Source organism: Sulfobacillus thermotolerans, assembly GCF_039623705.1.
Lineage (GTDB): Bacteria > Bacillota > Sulfobacillia > Sulfobacillales > Sulfobacillaceae > Sulfobacillus > Sulfobacillus thermotolerans.
Map to the genome: position 1 here is coordinate 941705 of NZ_CP133983.1, position 25843 is coordinate 967547.

A 25843-nucleotide genomic window follows, 5' to 3' on the forward strand; every position below is an offset into this window, starting at 1 on the left:
GCGTCCACGCCGAGGGATCCCAGTCCGTTGGTCCCATTCGCGTCGACCGCCCCTACGCACCGCCACAGTCGTGGCGGTGCGTGTTGTTTGCTATCTATTGTCGTGCCTGTCAACCACCCCGCCCTGAAGGGCGGAGCTTGTCGTAAGCTCCACGGTTGACCAGCCTTAGTCTCTTCACGAGACTCCGTTCGGTCGGTGCAGACCTTGGGGTGCTTCTCCAGCCCCAAGTCTTCTGGGCTTCGCACTAAACGCCAGCTGAGGGTAGTGCGAGCCGTGTGCGAGGCGTTATCGACCCGACCGAACTTTGGCGAGGAGAGACTTCCGTAAGGAAGCGTTACGAGCCCCTTACGGGGAGTAGCAAGGAGGCCGTATCATGGTTTTTGTCCTCGACCGACAGAAGAATCCGTTGATGTCCTGCACCGAAAAGCGTGCGCGTCAGTTGCTCGAACGGGGGCGGGCCATTGTTCATAAAATGGCTCCGTTCACGATCCGGCTAAAGGATCGCACGGCGGAAGGATCTACCTTCCAACCGCTGCGCGTCAAATTCGACCCTGGCAGCAAAACGACGGGCGTGGCCCTCGTCTTGGAGGGGGCCAAAGGATCAAAGGTTGTATTCTTTGGGGAGCTTGTCCACAAAGCGGGCATCAAAGCCAAGCTGGATGCCCGTCGAGCCCTCCGGCGCGGACGCCGCCATCGCAAGACCCGTTATCGAAAGCCCCGGTTTCAGAACCGCCGGCGAAAGGCGGGCTGGCTCCCTCCGTCCCTGGAGGCTCGGGTGGATCAGACCCTCCATGTTCTAGTGAAGCTCCGAAAGCTCGCTCCCTTTACGGATCTCAGCGTGGAGCACGTCCGCTTCGACACGCAGAAACTGGAGAACCCGGAAATCTCGGGAGTCGAGTACCAGCAAGGCACCTTGTTGGGCTACGAAGTGCGGGAGTACCTGCTGGAAAAGTGGGGGCGGGCCTGTGTCTACTGCGGGGCCACCGATGTACCGCTGGAGGTGGAGCACATCATTCCGAAGAGCCGCGGGGGGACGGATCGGGTCAGCAACTTGGCCTTGGCGTGCCACGCCTGCAACCAGGTTAAGGGGAGTCGGACGGCCGAAGAGTTCGGGTATCCCGATATCCAGGTGCAAGCCCGGAAGCCGCTCAAGGATGTGGCGATGATGAACGCCACCCGGTGGCGGTTGTACGAACAACTCAAGGCTACGGGATTGCCCGTCGAAGCCGGGTCGGGTGCTCGAACCAAGATGCAGCGGCTTAACCACGGATTCCCGAAGGAACACTACTACGACGCACTCTGCGCCGGCGAAAGCACGCCCGATCGGTTCACCAGCCTTCCTGCGTATGTGCAGGTTTGGACCGCAAAGGGACGGGGCAACCGTCAACGCTGTCGCACGGACAAGCACGGGTTCCCGATTCGCTATCTGTCAGGCAAGAAAGTCCACTTCGGCTTTCGAACCGGGGATCTTGTTCGCACACAGAAGCGACGGGGTAAGCAGGTTGGCACGTGGGCGGGACGCTTGACGGTTCGGGCGGACGGGCGTTTTGTCGTCACCACGGCGGACGGCCTTCGCATTGAGGCATCTTGGCGATCCTGCCATTTGCTCCAACGCGGAGACGGGTGGCAGTATGCTCAAAAACTAGCAAATCTCGAAAGGAGGGAGGCGGCTTCCTCCCCGGCCTGAACGCCGGGGTCCCCGCCGCCGATTGCTGATGGGAGGACATGAGCTATTGGTAGCCACAGGGTACGTGCTACCAAGCACCTTGGGGCACGCGACGACACATACGGGGACCGGCCTCGTCAGTCTCTTGGTGTCAACATCCAATTTGGCGATTGGGTTGTTTGGCGTCGTAGTTTTGGTTGTGGGAATTGTGCGGTTGATGAAAGAGTTGTTTGCGCATTACAAAGGCGGTAACGATAAAAGCGGAGCATATACGCCCGGGTTCACCAACACCATCGCGGGCGTTCCGAAAATGTTTGCCACCATCTTGGACATTATGATCGGGTTTGTGGTGGTGGGGTTGGTCATGTCGGGAGCGTGGGTCGGCGTTGTGAATGCACTCATTGGGATTGGGAGCCACGTAGGAACGCAAGTCTCGACCCACTTAACCACGACCGTCAGTTCGACTGCTACGACGACGCCTCCTGTCTCCGGAGCAGGGGGCTAATTCATGTTAGGCAAAACGCATATTGTGGCCGGGGTGGGGGCCGCCGTCACCACGGCGGCCCTGATCCATGCGGCTGTCACCCCTGATCTGGTTATCCTGGGAGGGTTGGGGGGCCTCGCCCCCGATTTAGATCATCCCCAAGCGTTACTGACCCGCCATCTGTTGGGCGCGTCGACCGCCTCGTCGGTTGCCCGATCGACGGGGTGGGTGCGGCATCGGGGGGTGGCCCATTCGGTGGTGGCGCTGATGCTGACCACGTGGATTCTGTTGCCGTGGGGGGCTGCGGGGGTGGGGCGATTGCTCCTAGCGCTGGGAGCAGGGATCGGGCATCCTGGCTGGATCAGTGCCTTAGACCACATCTGGGGGCCGGGGTTGCGGATCGGATGGGGCGCTGGATATGCCAGTCACATGTTGGTCGACATTTTGAACACCAAAGGGGTGCAGTGGTTCTGGCCGTTGAATCTGTGGATCAAAAGTCCCATTCCCAACATTACGGTGGGCACATGGCCCGAAACGGTGTTTCGATGGGGGCTCATCATGGGGTTAGTCTATTGGAATCCGTGGCTGGGCCTGATTACAGCAGGTAGTAGCGAACTCATTTATCGCGGCGTCAAGGCAGGCTGAGCGCGGAAGGTTTTCCGCAACTCGCCTGAGTCATCCCAAAGGGGGCAACATTAATGGCTGACTGGGTTTGCCGGATTGATCCTACGCTCGATGCCGACCAAGACCCTGTGTATCGGTATCCCTTTGCGTTGGTAATCGTGGCGCGAGCTGCAGAGGTTTGGCCCAGCGTACTGGAGATTCCGGTGCAGGCGTTGCCATTGGTTGGATCGCGGGAGGCGGAAGTCTGGCGTCAAGCATGTGCCGAATGTGCGCGCCACGGCACGACCGTCCGCATCGGAGATGAGTCGTGGGACCCGACTCGGCCCTTACAACTCCAGTGGCCCGTGGGCAATCCTGTCCAATGGCCTCCCCACACCCCCAACGTGCGTGATCCCGAAACGGGGGCATGGACGCCAGAAGTGGGAGCCCTGTGGCAAACTCGAATGCACTTCGCGGGGACATGGATGGTCGGGGTGGTGTATAGTTCGGACGAGCAACCGTTAGACATGGCGGTGGCTGGGGCGGTTCTTCAGCGCCTCGCGAGTCCTCATGCCGTCTTGGTCCGATCAGGGCCCGATCGATTTTGGTGTGCGTGGCCCAAGGGCCCCGACGCCCTAACGGGAGCAGAATGGGCCCGGCGGGTTTGGGAAGCGCTAGGGGCTGTACGCGTCGGCACCGCGATGGTGGCCGATTCGGAATCGTGGGAGCGACGCATTCATCGAGCGATTAGTGTAGCTCAAACCGCGCCCGGTGGCCGGGTAGCGTCCAGATCTTCGAATTCCCCAAGTGCGCTATCCATCGATGATGCGACGGTTCAGTTACGGGAACAAGAGGCCCGCACTCGAGCTGAAGCCCGCCGTTTGAAGCAGGAAGCCGAACGGAAGAAAGCTGAACAAGCCCGGGTGGAAGCCGCCCGGCAAGCGGTGGAGCAAGCCCGTTTGGAAGCCGAAGCGCAACGCCAACGCATGGAAAAAGAAGCGGCAGAACGTGCAGCATTAGAGCAAGCCCGAGCGGAAGAAGCCCGGATAAGGGCCGAACGGATCAAAAAGGACCAAGAAGATACCGCCCGGATTCAGCAAGAAATCGCCCAAATGGAAGCGGAAACCGCCCGGATTCAAGCTGAAACGGCTCGAACGCTCGCCATGATGAAACAGGAGCAGGCTCGGCAGACGTCCCTCTCGTCCTGCGAGCCTGCTCCCGATCAGCCCCCCGTCGGCTCTGAAGACTCGAAGACGGGTGGACCTATGTCAATAAAATGGACACCCGAAATTGAGACATTAGCCGTATCGCGCATGATACGCCGCATCGGCTTCGGCCGGAGTCTGATAATCCAGGGCACTATGGATCCGCTGCCATCCTTCCTCCGTGGGGATGTAGGTAATATCCGCCATCCACACCGCATGCGGGCGATCCGCGGTAAACGTTTGATTCAACACGTTCTCATGCACCGGCAACGTATGCCGAGAATTTGTGGTGGCTTTATATTTCCGTGTCACGCGAGAGCGCAACCGATGGTCGTGCATCAACCGCGCCACCGTTTTTTGACTGATGCGCTCGCCTTCCCGCCGTAACACGGCGGTGATTTTGGGGCTACCATACCGTTCGCCCGATGTCGTAAACACCTCTCGAATCCGTTCGACCCGCCGGGCCCGGGCTTGCGCCCGGGGACTGGGTGGACGATGGCACCAGGCATAATACCCGCTTCGCGAGACGTCGAGGATCTGGCACATCTTCGTGATCGAGAAGGTGAAGCGGTGTTCATGAATGAACTGAAAAATTACTTCCGATCGTTGGTGAAGATGCGCATCGCTTTTTTTAGGATCGCATTTTCCTCTTCGAGATCCCGAATACGCCGCTGCAAATCGCGCAGGGCTTGGTCTTCCGCCTTCAGATGCCCACTCCCGACAAAGGGTTCGACCGGGTCGGCTTTGTAGGCGGCAATCCACCCATACAACGTTTTGCTGGGAATACCGAGTTCGCGCGCCACTTGGGCGCCACTTTTTTGTTGGGTCAACACGAGCTGCACCGCTTGTTCTTTAAACGTTCGATCATATTGATTGGCCATCGGATTCACCTCAATTGAGAATGATTGTATCATCTTGTCTCAATTCGAGGTGTCCACAATTTAGACTAACATCCAGGGGGATGCGGCGTCCGGATCTCGGAAGGAGTCAGTAGCATCGCCACCTCCTACCGAGGATCCTCTCGATGCCACTGCCTCCCAAAGAGACGCCCCGTCAGGTCGGAGAGAGAATCCCACCAGGCCGACGATCCGCAGACAGTTGCGACCTGTGGTGCACTGGCGTCCGGCTCGCCCATCGCGATGGGATCAACCATCCTCGGATATAACGTTGCCCCCACGACGCCCAGTGCCGGGCGTTAATCTGGCGTCTACATCTCCGCTCGGCGATGTAGACAACACGGCAGGGGCGGGAGCCCCTCCATCCTCTAAGCGCTCGCCCCTGCCAACTGCCTTGCGGGTTGTCTCGCCACCGTCCGAGCCCGCCCCGTCGGCCATCCGACTTCCGTGGATCGCGTGGGTATGGGGCAACGCCCGCAAAGCCGGTACGTCGTCGGTGGCTTTGGCCTTGGCTCGATGGCTTGCATGGCACCAAACAACGCCCGTGCGCCTGCTTGATGGGCATTTCACGCAGCCGGGGTTGCTGTCGCTCATTCGGACCGCCCACGTCCGTCCCGGGTGGGGATGGGAAGCCTCGTGGCAGGCGGGGACGCCAGCCGGAGCCCCGCCGACCGTGATCACACTCACGGATCGTCTCACGGTCTGGGCGATGGGCACCCCGATGAATTTCGTGAACGCGGCCCGCAAGTGGCCGCAAGCCTTAAAAATGATGCCCGACGCAGCCGTTGTGGTCGACGCGGGGCTGACGCCTCCCACCGTCACAGCCGATTTAATGATTTGCGTGGTGGCGAATGGGGCCTCCACGACCCAAGTGCCTCTGAATACCTGGATTGCCGCACGGGGGACGGCCAAAGGAGATGGGGCACGCCGGCTTATCTTACCCTCAGAGCCGTTGGGGATTGAGGGGGTGGGGTCGGCGGCGTGGGACCATGTGTGGACCCCACTGGCCTCTTTCGTGCAATCAAGGCCAGCAAGTCAGTCGAATTAAGTGAGGCGGAGCATGGGATCATTGCTAAAAGGGTTAATTGGCCCGCTCACCAGCGCGGTCTCCAACGGCGCGGAAAAAGGGATTACGAGCGGATTTAACAACATTGGGCATACGGTCAACGTTTGGGTTTGGTCTTTGCCCTTCGTGCTGTTATTGTTTCTGCTGTTTGGGAACCACTTCGGGAAAATGCTCACGGACCTGGTGCAATATCTGACTGGCCATAGCGCGGGGCTTCCAGCTTTGCTGCGCGTGGTGCATCCCAAAGGCACCCCCGGGTGGAGTGATCCGTGGACGCCCACTCACACTCTTCTCACCATGCACGAACCGCCGGTCTGGACGGTGTTGGTTGCAGCGATTTGGGCGTTGGGTATTTTGCTTGGAGTCTTCGTAGCCTTTCGCGGGGGTCAACGACCTCGCTCCGTCATGCTGTGGGCCCCCCTTGCGACGGGCATATTTGTGTTCGCCACGCCGTCCGTGTTGCCCCCCCTTCTGCGCACCTTGTGGGGGGCGTGGGGGCCTCGGGTCTCGACTGCAATTGCGTCGTCGATTGGGGCTGCTCCGTCCGCATTACAGAACCCGTTTTGGATCTGGGGCGCAATCTGGGGGTTGTCCGGGCCCAGTCATGTGAGCCTGACGAAAATTGGCGATTTAATTGCAGCCCCGGGCGTTTTGGGCGTCGCGAGCGGAGTCGCGCATGCGCTGACTACGGCCTTTACGGGCGGCGAAGGGATGATCAGCGGGCAACTGTCCATTTATCGCGATGTTGCAAATTTTGTGTATCAGTTTTTCAATGTGGGGATTCTTTTGATGGTGGCGGTGACGGTCGCTGTGGCCCTCTGGACGCTCCTGCTGGTAGGGGCCGGGGTCTGGCTGGGAATCGCTCCCGTGTGGGCGTGGATCGCCGTATTGGACCCGTGGTCTCCTGAGGCGATGTGGGCGGTATTAGGCGTGGCGGCTAGGGCCTTTGCGTTGCAATTGGGCGCGTGGATATGGGTCGGAGGCATTGCCGCCATCGATGGGGGGCCTCACGGGCCGTTGGGATTATCTCCCGGCTTTGTAGGGCTTGCACCGTGGCTCAGCTTGGGGTGGACGGTGGTATGGATTGTCGTAGGATGGCGCGGGTTTGCCATGCCGGCGTGGTTGTTATTACGCCACGTGCAAATCGACCTCGCCAATTGGTGGACGGCCATGCGCCAAAACGTGGCGGTCTTGGCGGGACAAGCAGGCGACAGGGCGGTTCAATTAGGGGAACGTGCGCAAACGACGGGGCAACGGCTGGAACAATTGGGAGTGATTTTGCCCGGTGTTGCTGGGGATGTTGTGCAAAGGTGGGGGACGACGATGGCCGAATGGGGGGAGTCCACCACTACGGCCGGGGCCCATGTGAGCGATGCCGCTGTGGAATACAAGGATCGGGCGGCGTGGCGTGGGGCGCAAGCCGGGTGGCGTGACACCGAAATCACCAGTGCCGATACTACCCGTATGGGCGGATCAACGGATTCCCCCTTTGCGCATCCTGCGGGATGGGCCGTGCAGACAACCCCGATGGCAGTCCCCGACGCCGCCGCAACGGTACGGTGGCAAGAAACGGCGGACGGTGCAGGCTGGCAAGGAACTGCTCGATCGCCCAGTCACGCTGCTGAAGTTGCGACCGAATTGCATAAAACGTGGGCGCAAGCGGGCCTCGCAGATGACCCTATGACGTGGCGAGCCATGCATGAAGGGGACGCGAGAACGCAGGCGGCGCAGCAGGCACAGGCGGAGGTCACGAGCCAGGTGCAACCCGATGGCACCCCGTTGTCTCAAGCGCATCCGCAAGAGATTAAGAAATGGGTCGACACTCGGGCTAAAACGCTGGCGGCGACCATTCTCACCACAGAGTATTCGGATGATCGCTGGGCGGAGCACGGAGCTATGCCGTTGATACATACCAACGGGGCTCAAGTTTCCGTTCAAGCGCGCTCGGGCGCAATGCTCCCTCCAACGGTGGCGACGACGTTGGCCCACCCGACCACGCACCATGCGCCCTTGACTCGTCAACGGTACGGGCGTACGGAAGAATTACGGCAAGGCGTATGGGTAGCACAATCGTCCAAGGCCTCTACGGGGCACCTATCCTGATTTTCCACCCGTTGCGCAGCATTGGCGTCATCAAGTGCAGGGCCAATAGGACAGAAAGGATGATGTGCCCGTGGCAGACCGCCCTGTCATTCCTGATTTAGATCCTCGAACCGATGCGCACGTGATTGGCAAAATGACGTTCAGCGGGTTGGCCATCCTCTTGGGCGGTATGGCGATCCTTGTTCCGATGGTATTGTTCCTTGTCACGCCGTTGTTGGGGTGGCTTGTCGCTATGGCTATCGCGTTGGTACTCAGCAGTGGCTTGGGGGTGTGGATTGCCGTGGATGGGCCCGCGATGATGGCACGGCGGCTTCGGTGGCGCCAGCGGCACGTTCTAACGGATAATCCGCCCGGGCTGTCACCCGGGATTCCGGCGAACCAAGCACCCGACCCGGTGTGGTCGGTCGGAGGAGCGACGTGGGCCGTCGCTCGCCTCGTCCTGCCCCCGACAAACCTTGTGGATGCGTCGCAGGTGGACGCATGGCATCATCGACTGGCTCAAGCAGTGCGTGTTGCGGCGGCGCATGGATTGGTGCTGGATATTCGCACCGCCCAATTGCCCGGCTCAGCTGTGATGCCAGCTACGACCCCCGATCCCGTCATGGTGGCGCGGTGGCAGTGGTGGGTGCAGGCCGTGGGGCCCCGCAGTGTCAACACGGAGGTCTACCTGCGTATGGGATGGCCCGATCCGCGTCGAGATCCCGCATGGGTGCATTTTCAATCCGTAGAACAAGCCTGGCGGGCTGTGCCGGGGCCCGGCGATTGGCAATGGGTATCCGCAGCGAGCGCCCAAGCCATCACACAGGACGCCGCGAATCCAGCGGCGGCCTATAGCCGATGGGTGGATAACGTGCACACGGGGCTGAGGTTGGCGCCTCTGCCTCGATTGGGTTCCAAAGGAGGGAAGCGCCGTGTTCTGCCGCGTTGAACGATGATGGGGTGGTGGTTTCGGCGTTCAGACCGTCAGGGCGGGACAGGAGCCCAACCGATGGATGGATGGGAAGAGCAACGGGATGCGATTCAGTGTTTTCGCCCCCAATCACCCGTGGCACACCGGGCGTTTGCGGTGGTCGAGTGGCCACAAGGGGCTGTGGGAGACCGCCTGGCATTGGCGGCGCATCCCCTGCGGTCCGATACCTGGCCTTTGGTGCAATGGGTCTGGCGCGTCACCCCAAGTCCTTTGCTGTTAAACGGCGAACTGGCTCGCAAAATCCGTCGCCTAGAAATGGCCGTCCGGGATCTGGCCCAAGAAGAAACCGGGCCACGCCGGGACGAATGGACCGCCCTCACGGGACTTAAAGCCATGCGGGATGCACTGGTGTTTCAAGGGGAATCTTTGGTTAACGTGGATACCGTCGTCCTCGTCACCTCTACGCCCGATCTGTTAGAGGAAGACGTGATGTTGTTGCTTGCCCGCTGGCAAGCCTTGGGGGTGCAAGTGCGACCGTTGCCTTACGACCAGCAATGGGCGGCTGTGCGTGCGTGGGGGGCGGGGCCCTTGCCTATCGCGACGGGCTCGACGTGGTCCGACCGCATTCAACGGTGGATTGGGGGGCACGCGTCATCTCCGACGTGGGAACCGCGTGTCACGACCGCCGAACGTGCGGCATCACTGGTATGGCCGGGGTGGGGCCTCACCGGGGACGATCCGACCCGAGGGGTCTATGTTGGCCACACGGCACAAGGGCACCCCATTTTTGTCGATTTTTTCCAAGATGTTGCCGGGACGGCGGCCAATTTGTTAGCGGTCGGAAGCACGGGGACGGGTAAAAGTTTTTGGATGAAAACAGTTATTCGGGGGCTGCTGGCCCAAGGGTTCCGTGTGGTCGTGCTGGATGTGGACGGGGAGTACCGGGCGGTGTGTGAGGCCGAACGAGGGACATGGATTGACGTGTCTGGCACACAAGCCAGTGCTTTCCCTGATCCTCTTGCCATTCCCGCGCCCGTAGGGGACGAGGCCACGGATGCGCGGCGGTGGGACCGGATGTTAGACACGGTAGGCCGCTTGACCCAGATTCTGGGGGATTTTGATCTGGTCACGAAGTCCGCCGTGGAGCGAGCGGTCATTACCGTATGGAAGCGATACGGAGTCTCCCCTGAGGACCCGGCCACATGGACCCGCACCCCCCATGCCCCCCATCCGACTATGGCCGAGGTCTGGGAGCAATTGAACATCACGACCGAGGACCCGGACGCCATGAACGCTGCCAAACGATTGTGGGTGTACATTCACGGATCACAACGATACTTGTTCGCGGGGCGTCCCGAAGTCTGGGACACCATCCCCAGCCCTCTGACGGTGTGGCACTTGGGGAACCTGGCTCAACACGCGGGGGTGGACGCCCGCCATTTGCCTCCCGAAACAGCGGGCCGTTATGTTTTGGTGTGGCATACCATTTGGGAGTGGCTACGGCGTCAGCGCCGGGCCGGGCAATGGACGGCCATTGTGGTGGATGAAGGTCAGCGGGTGATGACCCAGCCCATTTTGGGATCGTCGGTGGCGGATCTGGCCTCGACGATCCGGAAATGGAATGGTGTGATGCTGTTGGCTACCAATACGCCCGATCCCCTGTGGTCCACATCTGTCGGTCAATCCCTGTGGGCTACGACGCCGTTGAAAGCCTTCCTACGACTTGAAAAAGCCCAAGTAGAAAGTGCGGCCCAGGCGTTACAAATGCCCGCGCCGGTGGCGGGAACTCTGGTTGAGTTGCCTAAACAAACCGTCTTACTGCGCTTGTGGCACGATGAATGGGTGACGGCGCGGGCTGAAGTTCCACCGGACGAGGCGCGGTTATATAAGACCCGAGGCTAACACGCTGTCTTGACAAGGCCGCCCCATGAGGCGGCCTTTCTGTGTGAGTCTTCTCTACACAGAGCGACTCACGCAGAAAGGGGAAGGATTACTTGTAGCTGATGGGGCAAGGGCTTCCTGTCTACGAACCGGATGACTGGCGCATTAGCTATCAAATTCAGGAGCATCCGTAATCATGGGCAGGTCACCGTCCGTGCGCGCCCGTCAACAACGGCGACGCACCCGACGCATTATCGCCGGGATTATCGGGGTCTTTTTGCTCCCGTGGGTATTTGTGGCGCAGATGCCGGCCAATTATCAACATCATCGGTGGCGCGGCGACGACGATTCGGAAGCCCAAGTCGCCGTGAACGCGTCGCCCGCATATTTATCTTTCAGTGACCAAAACACCGTTGCCCACTACTGGCACGATATTTTGGTCGCGAGTGATCAAACCGGAGTGCCCGCTATTTGGTTGGCGGGAGAGTTGTTAAAAGAAAATCCGACAGGCGATCCCCAAGCGAGTGACGGAGGAGCCTACGGTTTGATGCAACTTCAGTTAGGTACAGCCCAAGCCCTGCCTGGGTATCAGCCGGGAGACCGCCATAATGCGCAAGCAAGTCTGATACTGGCTGGAGAATACTTAACGCAGAATGCTCGCATGTTTGGGGGAAATTGGTTTCTAGCATCAGCGGCCTATTACGCGGGAGCCGGGTGGGTACAGGCCCAAGGGGTGATGGGTAATGTAGCGTGGAGCACGGCGGCGGAGTTGCTCAATCACTGCCCCGCAGCGGGTAACCACGGTTTGACAGATGCGACGTATGTGGTGGGAACGCCTCAGCTTCCTGGGGTCGCCAACTACGCAGAAGCCGTGAAAGCAATGAACATTCCCACCCCTTCCTTATTGCCGTTTTCGGCGTTGCCGGGATTGGCTGCCACGCCCGCCGAGACGTGGCAAGCTGAATGGGTGGACATTTTGGAGTCGGCGGGCGAAACTGCCGTCGAGATCGCGGCGGCCGCGTGATAGGCAGAGTCCGGTGTAGTGCCGATCGTTGCACGCCCCTCCGATGGAGCGGGCCTCGGTTCAATAAGCCCAGTGAAGGAGCATCACGATGCGTAAATGGGAGTATGTCTTGTGCGCAGGGGTGGGCGGCGTGAGCATGGTGGGGTGTGGCTGGGGGGGAACTACACCATCCCCAGCCACACCCCCACCGGGAATATCCTCACCCCCTGTCGGCGCGTCGGCACAAAAGGTCCGAACGACGAACGTTCCCCCGACGATTCTTCCGGCGCAGGCCGCCGCGTGGCGTGCGTTAGTGCGCACTGCTCATCGCGACGGAATGCCCATGCCTCCGGCCTATTTACAACTGAGTCCCAGTCCTGCGCTGCGTCATTCGGGGATGTGGGCTATCGCCAATGACGCCGCCCAGAATGCCGAGGGCGTTCCTGTCCTCTGGTGGGGCTTTCGCCAGCCTCACAAAGCATGGGTCTGGGTGCCCTTGCCGATTGACGGTGATCCGCAGAACCCCGGTTATGGCCCGGCCAATACGATGATGTATTGGACGGATGCCGTCGAATATGGGGGGCAGACGCTGTGGCCTCGACGGCAGATTTAGCCCACGCCGCTCACGTCTTGGATGCCGGATTTGCTACGAGCAAACCCGATGTGGCGTGGACGACCTTACCGGATGGGACGACGGCGCGTCGTATGACCGTGGTCGCTGCCGACGGGCTCATTCACCCCCATTGGGCCATGGGATTTCATGCAGGCACCATGCAAGAGTGGGTGCAATGGGCCACCCAATGGGCTGAAACCGCGTTACATCATGCGGGAATCACAGGCACATGGACGGTCAGCGCGGAGGGGATTGTGCGGCGAGGACGCGAGTCAGCCTCGAGTCCTAGGGGGGAAGACGCTCCGCCTGTGGAACCCCCCAAGTCAACAGTCGAGGGGCTGCCTGACGCGACCCAATGGGGCCAGGACGGACTGAGATGGGGACAACTACGGGCAGCGGCGGCGGACCCTCTCCCCGTCCTGTCGGGTCCTATTCCCCCCGAACGGGTGCAGGACGTAGTGCGCGTGTTGGGGCACTTGGGATTTCCCGATACCGTCGCGATCGGAGGCCAACGGGGCTTAACGGTGGATGTGGCCAAAATTCGGCCGCCAGCAGCGTTGGCGAAGAGGATTTTGGGCGAGTCCGCGACCCTTGCGGGGCAATTAGGGCACGGCGAATTACCCTTGCGGATGGCCTATGTGGAGGGGGCACCCGGAGTCATTGCCGTAGAGCGTCCCCGCCCGGATCGGCAGTTTGTGGACTTGGTGACGGCGTTGGCTCGAACGGATAAACAGACGCGGCAGTCTTTGAAAAACATGGCCTTGCCTGTGTGCTGCCTGGTGAAATCGGACGGCACCCCCTTTTGGTCGGATGCGGCCACTTGGCCCCACTTATTGGCGGGGGGCACGACGGGCGGCGGAAAAACCGTGTCGTTGGTGGGATGGTTAGCCAGTCTCATGATCACGGTTCCGCCGACGCGGTTGCGCATTTCGCTCGTGGATCCCAAGGCGGGCGCGTCATTCCCGTGGGCTAAGCACGCGCCCCATGTTGATGCGTTGGTCAAAACGCCCCAGGAGGTGTGCCAACTCGTCGCACAATGGGCGGACGAAGCGGATGCTCGCTTTGAAGAGTTTGCCCATGGGGGGGTCGAGGATCTGGCGGCAGCGATGGCGGCGGGGTGGACGCAATATCCGTATCGTCTCTTGGTAGTGGATGAATATAAGGACCTCAAGGACCAATTGGAGAAGGACGATCTCAAAGAATTGGAACGCAATATTGGGCGGTTGGGGCAAAAAGCTCGCGGAGCCGGTCTGTTGCTGTGGATTGCGACCCAACACCCCTTGGCGGAAACGATTGATTCGACGCTCAAAGCCAACTTACCCACTCGGTTAGCGTTGAAAGTTGCCAACACGGTGGGATCGCAAGTCATCTTAGATAGCCCCGGGGCCGAAACCCTGCTCGGTCGAGGAGACGCTCTGTTTAAAAGCAGTAGTATGGGGGTGGCCATTCGGGGCCAGACTCCGCTCGCAACCGAAGGGGTCTGGCAGGTGATTCGTGATGGATGGGCCAAGAAGGCTTAATGATGCCCACAGGGTCCCTCATCTCGCCAAGCCTCACCGATGCGCCCTGCCCGCGCGATTAGCGATCCTTCCGCACAAATCGGAGGTGGGCCCAACGCCTCTGGGCAACGGCCTCGCCTCCGATTTGTGGTCAACGTTCCATCGTGGTACAATGACTATAGTCTCTTCGGAACCCGGGCATTGGTATGCTCAGCCTACAAAAATCACGCGATTTTTCTGCATCCCCTTTTCCACCATTCCACAAGAAATCAGCGCGAGCCATCCGGTGCGAGCCGGTCAACCGATGACCATCACGGCGACGATTAGCCCCGTCAATTGGCTGGACCAACAGCAAATCGCATTTAATGTGCAGTTTTGGGTGAAACCTTCCCCAACGTCAACGTGGACTCCTTTGCCTATAGCACAAACCTTGGAAGATCAAAATCAAGTCCAATGGACACCTCCCACAAGCACCGGGTGGGCGATAGGAGCGACCTTGAGTCCGAATGCTACGGGGCCCGTGATCGGGCAAGCGGTAACCACCGCGTCGCTGTGGGATGATTGGGTTCAAGCGCAACACCATCTGGCGAACGTCCTGACTCCCAACACGTTTCGTACCTACTCGGTGCCGTACACGGCTGCCCTGACAACGTTAGCGCAACAATATCACTTCACACAAAACACCGTGATCGGACAATCGACCGCCGTCACAACCCTTACCCAACAAGCCCAAAGTCTGGGTTTGACGCTTCCGTCAAGCGTGTGGGCGGCAGGGCTTACGGTGGCGACTCAAGATATTCCGGTTTACATCAATAATCCGGCCTTAGCGTTGAAGCAAATGGATTGGGGACTCATGCCCTCTGCGTGGCAACAAACGGAAGTCACGAATCTTATGGAAGGTGAAAACATCTATACCCAGATGAACGACTGGCGTTTCTTGTTGCAAATGACTTTAGAATCGTCTGTGCCGAGCAGTGCAGTGATTCCGGCGCCATCGTCGTCGTCACTCGAGCTGTTGCTTTCTAAAACCGCTAACGGGGTCGTGGAACTCAACGTCCCCATGCAAGTCGTGGCGTGGGGCTACGGCCCATCAACGGCGAATGCTTCGCTCCTGACGACCGGACAATTTGCCCCCATGGACGTGGACCTGACGCTCGCTTTAGTGCCGGATGTCGCGGCTCCTAGCGGGTGGGGATGGATACCGGTTTCTTACGAAGGGTAGTCTGCCTTGCACTATCGTAGCTGCCGTGTGAGTTCTATACACGGCGGCTTTGTCTTGGAAAGAGGGGAGAAAAATGCCCATCACAATGCGTCATGGCATGGTCGGAATCGGTGTGGCAGGGCTTGTTGGAATAGGGGTATGGATGTGGGGAATCCCCCGTATGTCTCCACCAAGGCGGGCTACTCCCTCTCCCGAAGCCAACGTGCAGGTTGTGCAATATGCTCAGAAGTGGTTGCACACGGTTCATTCGCCATTGGCCGCCACCCAAGGTCGCATTACAGCGAGCCTTGTTCACGCGCCGTCCGCACCTTCGTCATGGTCCCATTGGACGGTCGCCGGGATTCAGGGGACCACGCGGGCCAATGCGGCCTATTTTCATCACGTTGAGCGCGTTGTGCCCGGTCTGACACCCCAGGTTCTTCAGGCGGGCATCAGAACCGCCGCAGACGCGGCGCGGATGGCCTTGGGCAACAATCCGCTACAGGTGATTGGCCGCCTAGATCCGAGCGAAGCCTCCACGCTCGCCGCTGATTATGGGTATTTGTTAGTCTATGGGGATTGGGCATCGCGGCGGTATGTTTATGGAGGAACGATTACCGTGGTGACATCGTATCCATCTAGTTATCCCATCAGCGTGCGGCAGCTCACCCCCCCGAAGTCAGCGCGATGGCCTGTCACGGCTCAATTACTTGTGCCAATGCGGGTCCGGCTCTACGAAAGCCTCGCAGGGCATCGAGTGACCCAAACCATGGAGGGGGAAGTCTTCATGGATAGGGTAGGCAGGACGCCGCGCACAAGCACTTGGATGATCGGTCAAACTGAATTTGACTTAGTGCCCGGCCAACGCCCTATCACTTTGCCCGATGAGCGGTAGTGCGTCGCAAGTAATCGGTATCGCACGCCGCTGGCAACATAGCGGTCATATTGTCAAGAAAGGAGTGCCCTATGCGTCAATTCGTTTCCCTCTACCGCCTCGCACGACCATCCCGCCTACTGCTGGCGGCAGGGGTGGGTATCGTCCTGAGCGGCATCTTAGGGCTGTCGCACCCAAGTTTTGCGGCATGGGAAAACATGGGATGCAGCGGATGTGGCTCAGCGACATGGTGCAATTATTACGGCGGGAAATATCACGATTGTCATAGCGGCAATGCGTCAGGGTCGCAATGTTCCACGGCAACCCTGTGCCATTGGGGTTCCTCGTCATCGAGTAGTGCTAGTAGTTCCTCCACGTCGTCGAGCAGTTCGCAATCTTCATCGACTGCGAGCAATTCAGCGTCCAACAGTGCGAGTGCTACGCCCAGTGGCGCATGGGAGGACGGAGGATCTTTTACGAATCCCATCAACACGTCGGGACCGGACACACAAGCGAGTCAACACACCGGGCAAGTGACTTATAATTCATGTGGGCAAGGGCGAGTCGTGGCGTATAACGGCAACAATGAAAGTTATTGCGCGTCGAGTTGCCCCGCAGGGGAAAGTCAGATTGACGGAGACGGGGTGTGCCAGGGCACGCCGGGGTGTACCGGATCGGCCAGCCAGTGTGCGGGAACCCATCAACAATGGACGTTTGGCGCGTGCAACAATGGAACGCAAACGGAGTATATCTGGGGGGCGCACTCCGGAGCACTTAAAGGCACAGAACAAGTGGCATGCGTGACGGGAACCTCTACGGCATCATCGCCCGCTCCATCATCTAATCCGTCAACATCGAACCACACCCAGCACACCAGGCCGTCATACCATTATACGGGACCAACGTCTGGGGGAACGGCCACGCCTCTGCCGATTGTTAGCTCATCGCCTCCAGCGTGTCCTTACGATGATCAACTTCAGACCCAGACCACCTATACCACACAAACGGTGTGTACTCCAGTGACGCAAACAGTGTCCTATACCTATGACATCTCCATTCCGTATACCCTCACCGGTGTGCGGTATGAGGAAGAGCCGTATACGGTGTACGAAAGGGTTCCTGTGTGGACGGAAATATGGAGCCCTCGGGCGTTGTGCATCAACACGACATGTTATGGGGGGATGGTGGACCAGATCCGTTACGAAGAGCAAGCAGTCACCCAGTGGCATGCGGTGCCGGAATATTATTCCTATACGGCGTATCGCATGCAAATCGAAACCGAGTGGCGGCAAGAGACTATTGGAGACCACTGTGCTCCCGCGCAAGAAGCGCATACCACAACATCGTGTGTGCCCCGCACCACGATTACGACCACCACCCAGGTCGTCGGGCCAACAGCCGTCGCATGTATGCCCAACCCCGTGATGCGTGAAGACAACGGGCAACCCATTGCGGCTCCAGAAGGCGATACATGGGTTGAAGCCGGCGGGGCCACGCCCGATACGTTATTGCCGGGGCCCGGGTGGGCTATTGACAGGGCCACCCAATACAAGGTCACGACCACCTGCGTTGATGGCACTGAGTGTACGCAAACACGAGTGCCGGACGGACCGCCGAAGTATTCAGAAGCCTACGATCCGACATTTTGTCCGTATCCCGTGGTGACCGTCACCAGCGGAACCGGGGCCAATGCATCCAATACGTCTAACTAACGTCGCAGGGACAGATAGCGGGGGGAGACCTGTGATAGTGCATCTGTGCGACAATCTAGCGGCAGACAAAACAACTATGGTGGAAAGCGTGTGAAAGGCTCTCGGGTGGCCGTGTGTCTAGGTGGGCCATCGCCTGTGGTATTACGTGAGAGGGTGAGAGCACGAGGGGTAGCTTCCGCCCACAGGCCATTGGCCCTTTACTGCCACGGCCGATATCTTGCAAGAGAATTATGGAGGACGACGCCCTGACGAACGTGTCACACGTGAGATGTGTAATGGCCTTAGAGTGTGTCGCGGCTGGGTCTGTACGAGGCCCAGCCGCTTTTTGTGTGTACCACAATCTATTTAAGAGGAATTTTTGCCTGTATATCCCGTCTTGGCGTATATTTTCGAGGGTGGGCAGGGCGCGTCTGTCTACCAATGTGTGTGGCTGCACATGCCCCGTCAATTGCAAAGACCATGCCGCATCCTCAGCAAATGCCAATCAAGACGATGTTTGATCATTTCCTGCGCAAACGGCTTGAGCAGGGAGGCTCATTTGTTGGGGTCCTGCTATTGTCATTGTTTGACAGGCCGTCAAGTCATGATATTATGTCAACTGAAGGGAGGAAAAGGACAGAGGCTATGCCAGGAAACGGATTGAGGGGTCGGATTCCACCGCGCCATGACTAGGGTGTTTCCAGTCATGGCGTTCTTTAACCAGGGGGTGTTGCGCGGATTTAGTTGACATAGCAGAAACATTCTGAATCACATCCGTCTGTCTCCCTTTTGGCCATAAGCTTAACGGGGGGGCAAGTAAAGGTCTCGACAGTTCCAAATGTTCGCCCCATAATAAGGTTATGAGGAGAAAATGGATAAAATCTATGTTTGTAGACACCGATCCTGTCGCAGTGATTCCAGAACTAGGAATCTACCTCACCTGGATGGAGATAGAATGGGCTGGAGAGTTCATTCTCTGGCATGAAAGCGGTTGTCTTGTCAAAATTGATTAGTGTGGAGGCGTTGCCAATGGCAGGATATTCGGTGGTTTCATTATTTTCTGGGGCGGGTTTTTTGGACTTTGGCTTCATGGAACACGGCTTTGATGTGGTTTGGGGCTGTGAATTAGTGCCTTATTTCGCGCAAGCTCATAATTATAATTTAAGGCTTCGCTATGGAGAAGGGCGTCGAGATACCATTCAAACCGCTGACATTACGAAAGTTAGTCCTGATAGTATTCCTAAAGCTGCTGGAATTATCGGGGGCCCTCCGTGTCAGGATTTTTCGGTTGGGAATGCGAATAAACCTGGTGTTGCTGGAGCCCGCGGGCAATTGGTTTGGGATTATTTAGACAAAGTCGCCACCGTAAATCCTGATTTCTTCTTATTTGAGAATGTCGAGGGTTTGTACAAAATACGAAAAAATCGTGAAGAAGCGTTAATTCCTTTGATGGCTCAGTTCGCAGATCTTGGGTATGAGGTGGATTTTCAAGTGCTGAATGCCTTGGATTACGGCATCCCCCAAGATCGGTCACGGGTCTTTTTAGTGGGCGTGAAACATGCTATTGCTACGGCTCTTCGCATTCATGGGTTACCGACCTTCGAGTTTCCACAACCTATCTATCCTAGGGCGAAAGCCAATTTTGATTGGATCGATACATGGGATTACGGGACTCAAGTAGATGAAGAGGACTTCATTCATGAATTGGTAGTACCATATGCCCTTACGGTTCATTCGGCCATCAAAGATGTACCGACTAGTGGACTGCCCAATCATGTGTTTTTTCAACCGAGATCGGATAAATTCACGGTCATTGCCGAAGGAGACGACCGTCGCAAGTCATTTAAGCGCCTACATCGTTTTCGTTATAGTCCGACGGTAGCTTATGGGAACAACGAAGTGCATCTTCACCCCACTGAGCCTCGCCGAATTTCAGTGCGAGAAGCATTGCGCCTTCAATCCGTGCCGGATTGGTATCAGTTCGAAGAAGGGACTCCATTAGACAAGATGTTCAAGATGATTTCCAACGGGGTTGCCTTTCGACTGGCTGAGTTGCTTGCCGATCAGATAAAAGTGGTCTTGGACAGCTATTACACGCTTGAGGCTCAAAATGCGGTGGCAATTATCGGTTAATGGTTGTGATTACATCGCCTAGCATACGTTCAACGTCTTCAAACTCAGTGAGCCAATACAATTCATCAACCGAACGTTCTGGTGTTGCATCTACATTGACGATGGTATGTGTGGCGGCAGTCTTTAGCGCTTTTTTATCTGCATCATTGAACTTTTCGCTTGATGCGACGACGTAGAGAAAACGGAAGTCTCTGTTCCAATGTCGCATTTTTAGATGGGCGAATGTTGATTTTAGGATATTACCTTCATGCACCAACTGAAGTCGTCGGTCAGGTCGGACAGATGTTTTGAGCCCGATCCCGGCGACAATAGAGTCCCAAGGACATTTTGTTCTGAGATTTTCGTAAAATCCACTCAAGTAATGTTGGTTAGCCAATGACAGGTTGGCGATTTTTCGGGGAGCTAGTCGTGACAACATGTCTTTAGACTTAATGACAATCAAGTCGGGATTTGATGTGACCATTTCCACATCCACCTCGTGTCGCCTGAGAGAGCGTTCAAGGTCGTCAAGCATAGACTGACTTGACTGATCAAAGAGATTCCGAAAGTCGAAACGTTGAACGTTCGGTAATTGCACGACCAGCGTATCGGTGATTCCCAAATTAATGATGTAGTTCCAAGCGCTTGCCACCACAAGAGTTTCAAACCATGTACCACGAGCATTGGATAAAGCTTCGCGACTTGGCAAGGCTAAACCTTTTGCGTTAGCGACATCGCTAATGTGCTTGGTCAATTGTTCTAGCGTAGCTACTATTGGCAACTGTGGGAGAGAAGCTCCATATAGGTCGTCCAAGGCATGGGATGGGACGATTTGACCCTTTCCTGTCGCAGAATTAAGAATAAACGCCTCGCTGAAAGTGAGATTCATTAGTGTTTCCTCCTGTTATCACAACTTAATAGCTCCAATCGACGAATCATAATCCGCGCTGTTTCTTGATAGGGCCATGGAAGTAACTCGAAGATAGATTGGTCTTTGTCGTCGCCGGGAAAGAAATTCCGAACGGGAACCTCTAAGACTCGAGCTAATTCGACTATTAAGTAAGGTCGGGGCATTTTTTCTCCGCGTTCGATGGAGGACATATGCCGTGAAGTGCAGCCAATTTGTTGCGCCAACTCTTCTTGCTTCATCGACTTTTGCATTCGTAGTTTGGCTATGGTATGTCCAAAAAAGGTTTTCAGTTCTTGTTCTGTCATGATTGTTCCTCCGTGACAGTCTTGGGAGTTTTTATTAACGATAGCGTACACCCAATAGAAACGGGTTGTCTAATGTCTTTTAAGACGTAAAAATCACAGAAAGTAATTCGAAAAAGATGAGAAAATAACTAAAAATGTTTACTTTAGTAGATGTTAGGTGTGGGTAAAATTTGTCTAGAATAACCTAAGTGAAATACCGCCGAAATTTCTTACTCACCGAATTCATCGCAATGTCATTCAGTTCCAAGATGTGAGCGGAAAAACATCACATTACTGAAATTAGTAGAACGCAACATATGGGTAATAGGTGCCGTGCTATCATTATGTAGCTAGATCGTGCTGAAAAAGTTTCACCCTACCGATCCTTGAAAGCCGCATAAAAGAAGGGATTCCTGGCTCAATTGTCGAATTTATCCAGCACCCAGTATTCCAATTCGAAGGGGGGAACCCCGATGAGCAGGGATTCGCGATCCCGACGTCTCATTCCTGCTTCGGACATGATATGCAACGTTCAGATCATTAACCATGAGACTTTCTGACGGCCGCAATGCCCCCGGAGGTGTGGACGCTGTCCGCGGAATTGACCGTCGTCGATCGCTTGCTCGCGGATCCCGCGAGGCTGGCTCCCCTCCTAAATCGACTCGACCCCGTTCGGGGTCGTCCATCCGTACCCGCCGCCCAAATACTCCGGCTGTTTTATTTAAAGGACCGCTATCAGCTATCCGACCGCGATCTCATCCGGAAGTGTCCGATCGCTTTCACTGGCGGAAGTTTTGCCACTTTGGGGTGGTGGACGCCTTGCCGCATCCGACCACGCTCACGCATTGGCGCCAACGGTTGGGGACGGACGGCATTGGGGTCATCAATCGGGCCGTCACGGCCCGACTTCGAGAGGATCAGGGGATCCGGGGGCGCCGATTTCGGATGGTGTATATGGCCAAATAGAAATGGACTCCACGGTCACGGACGCCGACATTCACCATCCAACCGATCCGGGTTTGCTAGCGGATGCCATTCGCCGGGTCACGCGACGGGCCCGCCAATTGCACGCCGCCATCCAAAAAGCCCCGATCGCCATTCGGGACCGCGCACGCAGTGTGAAACGTCGGATCCTCGAAATTGGGAAGGTGCTCAAGCGACGCACGGGGGAGGCCCTTACCGAGGTGCGTCGCATCACGGAAGAGGTGGCCAAGATTGGCCTCTCTCAAGGTCGTGCAGTGGCCCAATTGCTCGACGCAGCCAAGAAGCAGATTGCGATGGAGGATCAAGTCGCCGCCCACCGGATTGCTCGAGTCACGGATGCGTTGCAGGATCTCAAGACGGTCATCCGCCAAAGTCGTGCGGCCACTGCGGGCGAACGGATCCCCGATCGAATGGTGAGCGTAGCGGATCACGATGCGCGTCCGATTAAAAAAGGCCAACGGGGGCAGCCTGTGCCATTGGGCTATAAAGTGCAAATCACGGAAGCGGAAAATGGATTTGTGACGGACTATTCAGTCCACACCGGGAACCCGCCGGATGCTGAGGCACTGGGCCCTGCCTTGGATCGTCATCGCGCCCAGTTTGGGCGCGATCCGGACATCGTCGCCACCGACCGGGGTGACGACAGCGCCCGCAATCAACAAGAGGGCCGTGACCGCGACATGGGGACCATCGCCATTCCCAAGCGGGGCAAAAAGTCGGAGGCGCGCCTCCTCGAGGGACGCACCCCCGCGTTTCGCCGAGCTCAACGGTGGCGACGGGGATCGGGTTAGGGATCTTCGCTCATAATGTGCGCCGCTGGGCCCAGCGGCAGGCTGGCTAACGTCCTCGGCCCGCGAAAGGTAGGCCTCGGCCGATAACTCCCAGAGAGGTTCCTAAACACAAAGAGACTTTTTCAGCAAGAACTAGCTAGCGGTTATAGTCAAATAAAAATGGCTCTTCCGCATTTCGTGTAAGTGGGGAATTTGCGCGACCACATTTTCAGATAGCGTGCATCTTGTGCGTGTATCTAATTCAGACCCCACATGCCGTATTTACCGATGACACTCATTAGTGCAGAAAAGCCTTGTTTCTTGACAATACCTAAACCAGTTATATAACGGGTCATGTTCTTTCTGATATCGTGCAGGGACTATGCTGGGATTCCAAGAGCCGATCAATGAGAAACTCGAATTGTCAAGGAGGTGAGGGCGATGACGCCGAACACCGATGACCTCCAAATGCCCCCGTCGTGGCGGGCGTGGTGGGGGCGCGTATGGCAGCCGCGACCCCGGAATTCTGTCGCACCGCCTCCCCGACACCTTCGCCTGCCCCAGAATCCGCTTCCCCCTGCGTCTGACAAACCAACATGGGCGGCGATTACACAGCGTGTGCGTCAGTGGCCGTCCGGGATGCCAGTCACTGTGGACTTACTGGTCGCCATCTGGCATGTCGGGCGGGGAACAGCCTGGCATTGGCTCGATCGGCTGACGCAGGCGGGCCTGTTGCGTGTCACGGTGGACACTCCCGACGCTCACGGCGTCGTGCGTCGGCATTGGTGGGTGCGGTAGATTCTTTTTTCTGCGTAGAGGCATCCATGAGGTCCTTTGCTCAACGACTTGCACTAGATAACCCTATCACTCATTCTAACCGGTCGATTCATCCTGCAAAAAGCGTCGCGTTATGTCGAGCGTTTTTTACTGCCTTAAGCAGGATTGTGTGATCTTCTTCAGAAACCCTAGGACATAAAACGATCTAAGGGAGAGGTTTTTATTGTTCGGCGATAGGTTGCCCCACAAAGGGATATTAGGAGTGGGCGTACTGGCTTCCATCGCCTTTATCGGAATCCCTTTAATCACGTCGGGTCCGGTTTTGGCTCAAACATCTCCGGCGAGTCGACCCGCCTTGACCGCCACTCAACGTGTTCAAGCCGCGCAAGTGGCTCGGCAAACAGAACAGATTAACACGACTTCGGGATATGTGGATGTCTCTCCGACAATCTTAGCGCACCATGGCTTAAATACAGCGCAAATTGCTTACGTAGAAACCACCATTTATACGTTTGACGTACATCATGACTTAACGGCTTCTACCCCTTCCGCAGTGCCTTCGACCGTCGCGCCAATGGCCTATCCTGCGAATACAGCCATTTGGGATGCCTATGGTAACTATACAGGACAGTTTGTAATACTTTACCAGGGGGCACAGCCAGGATGGGGCTGGCAGCATATGCAATATCGCCATAACTGGAAGAATACAGCAGCCGCACAAGATTGTGTGAAATATACCGTGGCGGATGCCCAAGCATCTGGGGAAGACCGGTATGGGCATCCTGTTTACGATCATTGGTGGAAAACAACTGTGCCGTTTGAGAATTGGACTATTTTACTCGAAGTGATTGTCAATAATGGCAATGCAACAGGAGTAGTGACTTCCAAGGGTCACGGACCGGGTGCGGTCATCACGGGCTACCCGATCTATGGCCACTATGTCACCAAAACGTGGCATAATCGGGTAAACACCAGCATTGTTCCCTGGTGGATTAACGATGGACTCTATCCATCCACGAATAAATTCTAACGCTTCGGATCCGTTCTCTCTAGGATCACGTCAAGGAGGAGTATCAATGCCTCACACGCAACCCTGTGACTGTGACGAATTTTTCATCCAGTTATATCAGGAGTTATGGCATTTTAGTGAAAAGGGGCACGTGCACTCGAAACCCCGATTCGGGCCCGGCTCGGATCACCCCGAGATCAACCTGGAGCCATTGCACGCGAGCCATCCCGATTGGAATCGCACGGAATTAGCAAGCTGGAGATGGCAGATTATAGGGACGCCCACCGCCTGGCGACTACGAGTATGGGACGATCGCCTCCCAGAGTTAGGCCAAGACCGCCCCTATGATTTGATTCCGTATCAGAGTCGCTTGTTTCTCGGATTGTGTGACGATTTTTGTGACCCACATCATCCTGAGCCCGATAAACGCATGAACTATTGTGTCGGTTCATTAGTCGTCGCAATGGAAGAAAAATTGTTAGGCCAAACCGAAGCAATCCACGTGTATGAAGCCGGGGCGCCAACTACCGCGCCTCCTCAACTCGATGACATTGAGGAGGCCTAGTAGACCCATTCCTTAATTTGTAACGTACAAGAACGACCGGCACGAACGGCGTACGTTTTATCTAGTTCGACCATTTGCGGGCCACTATGTCAAGAAAACCTGGCATGGACGAGCAAATACGTCCATTATTCCCTGGTGGATCAACGTTAGGATACGATCAGCCTAAAACTTACTCGTGAGCTTGTTCTGAGACAAGGAGGCCACCGTGCATGCGTGACTGCAAATACCATCGTCGATCTGCCCGAGTGGCCCCGCGCCCCAGTGCCCAATTGACAGCCGACGCGCGGCAACAGTTAGAAACCGCCTTTCTCACATTCTTATATGATGAATTCCAAAAAGACAAAGGGTCCGACAACGTGGTAGAAGTCGAAAATCCCGATTGCCCCGCCCAATCTCGATGGCGCTGGATTCTTCATGGGACCCGTGCGCACTGGTGGTTAGAAATTCAGGATGACACGATTCCTGAATTACTCGGGCGGCCTTATTATCTTGATCCCCAAAGCGATCCCTGTTTTTTGGATTGCGCGTGGTCGCCGAATCCACCCGATGACGAAACACGCCCCGAAAACGTTCACTATCTTTGTCACGATTATCACGTGGATGGACGAACATCTCTTCGGTTAGACGGAGGCTCTGCCGACGTACAAAGCCGGAGCCACACCCGATCAGCCTCCGTGGATTCATACAGATAGCTGCGGATGAGAGCGGGATTGCCTGTCCCTAGCATGGCAATGCTG

24 protein-coding genes are annotated in these 25843 nt (G+C 56.9%); 20 read left to right on the plus strand and 4 right to left on the minus strand.

The genetic code is table 11. The features are described 5' to 3' along the window. The first annotated feature begins 373 nt into the window (after positions 1-373). The 3 genes from iscB to ORD20_RS04825 are packed head-to-tail and all read left to right on the plus strand — an operon-like array spanning position 374 to position 2795. Positions 374-1687, plus strand: coding sequence for an RNA-guided endonuclease IscB (iscB, locus tag ORD20_RS04815; RefSeq protein ID WP_103376762.1), 1314 nt, complete (start codon positions 374-376; stop codon positions 1685-1687). A gap of 46 nt (positions 1688-1733) precedes the next feature. Further along, positions 1734-2171, plus strand: a complete 438-nt coding sequence (locus ORD20_RS04820; protein WP_103376761.1) for a hypothetical protein — start codon at positions 1734-1736, stop codon at positions 2169-2171. Between the two features lie 3 nt (positions 2172-2174). Further along, positions 2175-2795, plus strand: a complete 621-nt coding sequence (locus ORD20_RS04825; RefSeq protein WP_103376760.1) for a metal-dependent hydrolase — start codon at positions 2175-2177, stop codon at positions 2793-2795. Positions 2796-4051: 1256 nt separating this feature from the next. Here the strand turns inward: ORD20_RS04825 and ORD20_RS04830 are convergent. Then, on the minus strand, positions 4052-4552 hold the full coding sequence (locus ORD20_RS04830; RefSeq protein WP_430626682.1) for an IS3 family transposase: 501 nt from the start codon (positions 4550-4552) through the stop codon (positions 4052-4054). Beyond that, positions 4552-4839 (minus strand): transposase, encoded by a 288-nt coding sequence (locus tag ORD20_RS04835; RefSeq protein WP_430626556.1) that lies wholly within the window; start codon positions 4837-4839, stop codon positions 4552-4554. Before ORD20_RS04835 ends, ORD20_RS04830 begins: the two co-directional genes overlap by 1 nt. Before the next feature lie 304 nt (positions 4840-5143). On the opposite strand from ORD20_RS04835, the gene ORD20_RS04840 reads away from it, so the two are divergent. From ORD20_RS04840 to ORD20_RS04890, 11 genes are all read left to right on the plus strand, one after another. Continuing rightward, on the plus strand, positions 5144-5902 hold the full coding sequence (locus tag ORD20_RS04840; RefSeq protein WP_103376759.1) for a hypothetical protein: 759 nt from the start codon (positions 5144-5146) through the stop codon (positions 5900-5902). A 12-nt stretch (positions 5903-5914) separates the two neighbouring features. Continuing rightward, positions 5915-8023: a hypothetical protein gene (locus tag ORD20_RS04845; RefSeq protein WP_103376758.1), complete on the plus strand. Its 2109-nt coding sequence runs from the start codon at positions 5915-5917 to the stop codon at positions 8021-8023. A 70-nt stretch (positions 8024-8093) separates the two neighbouring features. Further along, positions 8094-8951 (plus strand): hypothetical protein, encoded by an 858-nt coding sequence (locus tag ORD20_RS04850; RefSeq protein WP_103376757.1) that lies wholly within the window; start codon positions 8094-8096, stop codon positions 8949-8951. Positions 8952-9011: 60 nt separating this feature from the next. Continuing rightward, the gene (locus tag ORD20_RS04855; RefSeq protein ID WP_158246397.1) at positions 9012-10835 is read left to right on the plus strand and encodes a VirB4 family type IV secretion system protein; all 1824 of its coding nucleotides are present in this window, start codon (positions 9012-9014) and stop codon (positions 10833-10835) included. A 175-nt stretch (positions 10836-11010) separates the two neighbouring features. Beyond that, positions 11011-11838: a lytic transglycosylase domain-containing protein gene (locus ORD20_RS04860; protein WP_103376754.1), complete on the plus strand. Its 828-nt coding sequence runs from the start codon at positions 11011-11013 to the stop codon at positions 11836-11838. A gap of 88 nt (positions 11839-11926) precedes the next feature. After that, complete coding sequence (locus tag ORD20_RS04865; protein WP_430626557.1) at positions 11927-12430, plus strand: hypothetical protein; 504 nt, start codon at positions 11927-11929, stop codon at positions 12428-12430. Continuing rightward, complete coding sequence (locus ORD20_RS04870) at positions 12409-13950, plus strand: FtsK/SpoIIIE domain-containing protein (protein WP_430626558.1); 1542 nt, start codon at positions 12409-12411, stop codon at positions 13948-13950. The genes ORD20_RS04865 and ORD20_RS04870 overlap by 22 nt, the downstream gene beginning before the upstream one ends. Positions 13951-14101: 151 nt before the next feature. Beyond that, positions 14102-15151, plus strand: a complete 1050-nt coding sequence (locus ORD20_RS04875) for a hypothetical protein (protein WP_430626559.1) — start codon at positions 14102-14104, stop codon at positions 15149-15151. 73 nt (positions 15152-15224) lie between these two features. Next, positions 15225-16025: a hypothetical protein gene (locus ORD20_RS04880; protein WP_103376750.1), complete on the plus strand. Its 801-nt coding sequence runs from the start codon at positions 15225-15227 to the stop codon at positions 16023-16025. A 71-nt stretch (positions 16026-16096) separates the two neighbouring features. Next, entirely contained in the window at positions 16097-17716 is a 1620-nt protein-coding gene (locus tag ORD20_RS04885; protein WP_146039113.1) for a hypothetical protein, read from the plus strand. A 1008-nt stretch (positions 17717-18724) separates the two neighbouring features. After that, the gene (locus tag ORD20_RS04890; RefSeq protein ID WP_158246396.1) at positions 18725-19828 is read left to right on the plus strand and encodes a DNA cytosine methyltransferase; all 1104 of its coding nucleotides are present in this window, start codon (positions 18725-18727) and stop codon (positions 19826-19828) included. On the opposite strand, the gene ORD20_RS04895 is transcribed toward ORD20_RS04890, so the two are convergent. Together ORD20_RS04895 and ORD20_RS04900 are read right to left on the minus strand one after the other, a co-directional pair. After that, the gene (locus ORD20_RS04895) at positions 19818-20696 is read right to left on the minus strand and encodes a Cfr10I/Bse634I family restriction endonuclease (RefSeq protein WP_103376747.1); all 879 of its coding nucleotides are present in this window, start codon (positions 20694-20696) and stop codon (positions 19818-19820) included. The two genes, ORD20_RS04890 and ORD20_RS04895, sit on opposite strands and share 11 nt — an antisense overlap. Continuing rightward, positions 20696-21022 carry a helix-turn-helix domain-containing protein gene (locus tag ORD20_RS04900; RefSeq protein ID WP_103376746.1) on the minus strand — a complete coding sequence of 109 codons (327 nt, stop codon included), beginning with the start codon at positions 21020-21022 and terminating at the stop codon, positions 20696-20698. The genes ORD20_RS04895 and ORD20_RS04900 overlap by 1 nt, the downstream gene beginning before the upstream one ends. Before the next feature lie 525 nt (positions 21023-21547). Between ORD20_RS04900 and ORD20_RS04905 the strand changes: the two genes are divergently transcribed. From ORD20_RS04905 to ORD20_RS04930, 6 genes are all read left to right on the plus strand, one after another. After that, a complete protein-coding gene (locus ORD20_RS04905; protein WP_103376745.1) occupies positions 21548-21967 on the plus strand; it encodes a transposase in 420 nt (139 codons plus the stop codon). 2 nt (positions 21968-21969) lie between these two features. Then, the gene (locus ORD20_RS04910; RefSeq protein ID WP_103376744.1) at positions 21970-22776 is read left to right on the plus strand and encodes a transposase; all 807 of its coding nucleotides are present in this window, start codon (positions 21970-21972) and stop codon (positions 22774-22776) included. Positions 22777-23196: 420 nt separating this feature from the next. After that, the gene (locus ORD20_RS04915) at positions 23197-23553 is read left to right on the plus strand and encodes a hypothetical protein (protein WP_103376743.1); all 357 of its coding nucleotides are present in this window, start codon (positions 23197-23199) and stop codon (positions 23551-23553) included. Between the two features lie 202 nt (positions 23554-23755). After that, positions 23756-24562: a hypothetical protein gene (locus ORD20_RS04920; RefSeq protein WP_103376742.1), complete on the plus strand. Its 807-nt coding sequence runs from the start codon at positions 23756-23758 to the stop codon at positions 24560-24562. A 46-nt stretch (positions 24563-24608) separates the two neighbouring features. Beyond that, a complete protein-coding gene (locus ORD20_RS04925; RefSeq protein ID WP_103376741.1) occupies positions 24609-25106 on the plus strand; it encodes a hypothetical protein in 498 nt (165 codons plus the stop codon). Positions 25107-25315: 209 nt separating this feature from the next. Further along, positions 25316-25798 carry a hypothetical protein gene (locus tag ORD20_RS04930; protein WP_103376740.1) on the plus strand — a complete coding sequence of 161 codons (483 nt, stop codon included), beginning with the start codon at positions 25316-25318 and terminating at the stop codon, positions 25796-25798. Positions 25799-25843: the final 45 nt, after the last annotated feature.